This is a genomic window from Sulfolobales archaeon (assembly GCA_038897115.1).
Classification (GTDB): Archaea; Thermoproteota; Thermoprotei_A; order Sulfolobales; family AG1; genus AG1.
Map to the genome: position 1 here is coordinate 7,949 of JAWAXC010000072.1, position 3,726 is coordinate 11,674.

The window sequence follows — 3,726 nt, forward strand, 5'->3', positions numbered from 1 at the left end:
ATACCTAGAAGGGTTATGAGGGAGCTGGAGCTAGATGCCGGTGACTTTATAGAGATAAGGGGTTTTAAAGGCGTTGCCTATGCCCAGGTGTGGCCTTCTTATTCTGAGGATGAGGGGAGGGATATTATAAGGATCGATGGGTATATGAGGGAGGTGCTGGGTGTAGGTATAGGGGATATAGTAACAATATCCAAGGCCCATAACGTTGCTCCAGGAGATAGGGTTGTGCTAGCCCCTACAGAGGACTTCATACCACATGAATATACAGGCTATATAGCTGAGCATATAAAGAGTGAGATGCTCAACAAGCCCCTGGCAAGGGGGGAGGTTATTTTAGTCCCTATATATGCTGGTGCTCTAAGGCTAGCAGTTATATCTACATCACCATCAACAGCTATATATATAACCGAGAGGACAGAGGTTGTTATAAAGCCAGAGCCTGTTAAGGAGATAGCTGAGAGGATCCCGAGGGTTACCTGGGAGGATATAGGGGATCTTGAGGAGGCTAAGGCGAGGCTGAGGGAGATTGTCGAGCTACCTATGAGGCATCCAGAGCTATTTAGACACCTAGGTATAGAGCCTCCTAAAGGTGTGCTTCTCTACGGCCCACCAGGTGTTGGTAAAACCCTGTTGGCGAAGGCGCTTGCGAACGAGGTTGGAGCTTATTTCATAGCTATCAATGGTCCTGAGATTATGAGTAAGTTCTATGGTGAGAGTGAGCAGAGGCTTAGAGAGATCTTTGAGGAGGCTAGGAAGAACGCTCCTGCAATAATATTTATAGATGAGATAGACGCTATAGCGCCAAAGAGGGAGGAGGTTGTTGGTGAGGTTGAGAAGAGGGTTGTTGCACAACTCCTAACACTTATGGACGGCCTTGCCGAGAGGGGCAGGGTTATAGTTATAGGTGCTACAAATAGGCCCGACGCCCTCGACCCGGCTCTTAGAAGGCCTGGGAGGTTTGATAGGGAGATAGAGATACCGCCTCCAGATAAGAAGGCTAGGAGGGAGATACTTGCTGTCCACACTAGAAGCGTTCCTCTAGATGATGATGTGAATCTCGATAAAATTGCGGAGATGACGCATGGATATACAGGTGCTGATCTAGCAGCCCTTGTTAAGGAGGCTGCTATGAATGCCCTCAGGAGATTCCTCGCCGAGAAGAACGTGGATCTCTCGAAGCCCATCCCATCGGAGCTTCTGAGAACGCTTAAGGTGAATATGAATGACTTCATACAGGCTATGAATATGATCCACCCATCACTGCTTAGAGAGGTCTTTGTAGAGGTTCCCGAGGTTAGGTGGAGCGATATAGGTGGTCTAGATGATGTTAAACAACAGCTCAGAGAAGCTGTTGAGTGGCCGCTAAAGTATCAAGATATATTTGAGAGGATGGGTATAAGGCCTCCTAAGGGTATACTTCTCTACGGCCCGCCAGGCGTTGGTAAAACATTATTAGCAAAGGCTGCTGCAACTGAGAGCGGTGCTAACTTCATAGCTGTTAACGGCCCCGAGATCCTGAGTAAATGGGTTGGTGAGAGTGAGAGGGCTATTAGGGAGATATTTAGGAGGGCTAGGATGGTTGCGCCGGCAATAATATTCCTAGACGAAATCGATTCTATAGCTCCTGCAAGGGGTTCGAGGGTAGATTCCGGTGTAACAGATCGGATTGTTAACCAGCTCCTAACAGAGATGGATGGGATAAAGCCGTTGAGAGGTGTGGTTGTTATCGCAGCAACCAATAGACCAGACCTCCTAGATCCAGCCCTTCTAAGGCCTGGGAGATTCGATAGGATTATAAAGGTACCACCACCAGATAGGAAAGCGAGGCTCGAGATACTGAAGATACACACTAGAAGAGTTCCTCTAGCACCAGATGTTGATCTTGAGAAGCTGGCTGACATGACAAATGGCTTCACAGGAGCAGATCTAGAGGCCCTTGTGAGAGAGGCAGTAATGCTAGCTCTGAGAGAGAAGCTAGAGGCTAGAGAGGTTAGCATGAAGTACTTCCTAGAGGCCCTCAAGGTTGTAAAGCCATCGCTAAGCGAGGATGTTATGGAGAAATACCAGAGTATTGAGAAGACCCTGAGGAGTCTATTCATATGACTTCAACGACAAAAACAGTCGTAGAGATCTTTAATAAATATGCTAGTAGATATGATTCCTGGTATGAGCGGAACAAAATCACTGCTGAGAATGAGGTTAGACTTATAAAAACAATATCGGTTGGAGCGAAGACCCCATGTATAGATATTGGAGGCGGTACGGGGTACTTTACACATATCCTTGGATGTATAAATCTAGATCCTTCGCATGAAATGCTGTTACTATCTAGGAAAAGGGTATCCGATGCGATCCAGGGATATGGGGAGTATCTACCGATAAGAACTGAGAGTATGTGGTCCGCTCTCATCGTTGTAACTATATGCTTTGTTGAATCACCAGCAGATCTTTTATCAGAGGTATATAGAGTTCTTAAAAGGGGTGGCAGCCTTCTACTATGTATAATCCCTAGAGATTCGCCTTGGGGAGAATATTATTCTAGTAAGAGGGATTCTCCATTCTATAGAGTTGCTAGGTTTTTAACGAAGAGGGAAGCAATAGATCTTATAGAGGATATAGGGTTTAGCATCGAGAATATAATGGGTACTCTTAGCTATCCACCATGGGCTGAGCCGTATCCCGAGGATCCCCAGCCCCTTCGCAATGAACATGGATTTATATGTTTAAAAGCTGTAAAGAATGTTTAGATCTAACTATTTGGGTGCTATCTAAATGCTTTTTAACCATGATTAAAAGCCCTTTTATTGGGCTGGGTGAGGGTTGGTTTAAAGATCCTAGGGTATACTTAGGTTATTTAGCTCTTAAACAGATTAGTCTTTGGGGATATTGGGTGGCGTATGAGCAGCTAGGGACGGGAGCAACTGCTGTTGGGCTGAAGATTGGTAATGTAGTTGTTCTCGGCTCTGAGAAGAGGTTTGGATATGGGGGCTTTGTTATGAGTAGATCTGCTAAGAAGGTCTTCAAGATCCATGATAGGATAGCTATAGCGGCTGCAGGTATCTTCGCTGACATGATAACAATCTCAAGGATCATGTCGACAGAGATTAGATATTACGAGATGTCATCAGGAACAAGGATAAGTGTTAGGGGTGCTGCAAAGCTTTTATCAGCAATCCTATATTCATATAAATACACACCCTTCATAACAGAGCTCATAGTCGGTGGTGTGGATGAGGAAGGTGCACACATATATGTTATGGACCCGCTTGGCTCTGTCATCGAGGATGAATATGCAGCCGTTGGGACAGGGGCGCCTATAGCGATTGGTGTTATAGAGACCGAATATCCATCCCTTATATCTAGGAAAACACAGGATGGTAGAGAACCTGTTGAGGACGCTGTAAACCTCGTGGTAAAGGCTATAAGGGCTGCAGCGGCAAGGGATACAATGTCTGGTGATGGGATAGATATAGCTATTGTTAGGAGCAATGGTATAGAGGAGAGGACATACCCCATAAGATAGTATTTGGTGTGTTTTTGTGCTAAATAATCGGTCAAGACACCGGGGTTTTGATCTATCGCGTGCGGCTCAAGCACAGATTATGATCTCTAGGAAGGTCTCGATAGAGAGGCTAGGGGGAGAGCCTAGGAGAGTTATAGGGCTTGATGTATCATATAGAGGCGACCATGGATATGCTGTAGCCGTATCCATAGACTTTTCAACCC

The 3,726-nt window shown here is 45.7% G+C and carries 3 protein-coding genes; all 3 read left to right on the plus strand.

Annotation, left to right across the window (positions count from 1 at the left end; genetic code table 11):
• Positions 1-2,103, plus strand: a 2,103-nt coding sequence (locus tag QXE01_09165) for a CDC48 family AAA ATPase (GenBank protein ID MEM4971407.1), incomplete at its 5' end; no start/stop codon positions are given.
• Positions 2,100-2,747 (plus strand): methyltransferase domain-containing protein, encoded by a 648-nt coding sequence (locus QXE01_09170; protein MEM4971408.1) that lies wholly within the window; start codon positions 2,100-2,102, stop codon positions 2,745-2,747. The genes QXE01_09165 and QXE01_09170, both read left to right, overlap by 4 nt.
• A 143-nt stretch (positions 2,748-2,890) precedes the next feature.
• Positions 2,891-3,523, plus strand: coding sequence for a proteasome subunit beta (locus QXE01_09175; protein MEM4971409.1), 633 nt, complete (start codon positions 2,891-2,893; stop codon positions 3,521-3,523).
• The last annotated feature ends 203 nt before the right edge of the window (positions 3,524-3,726 follow it).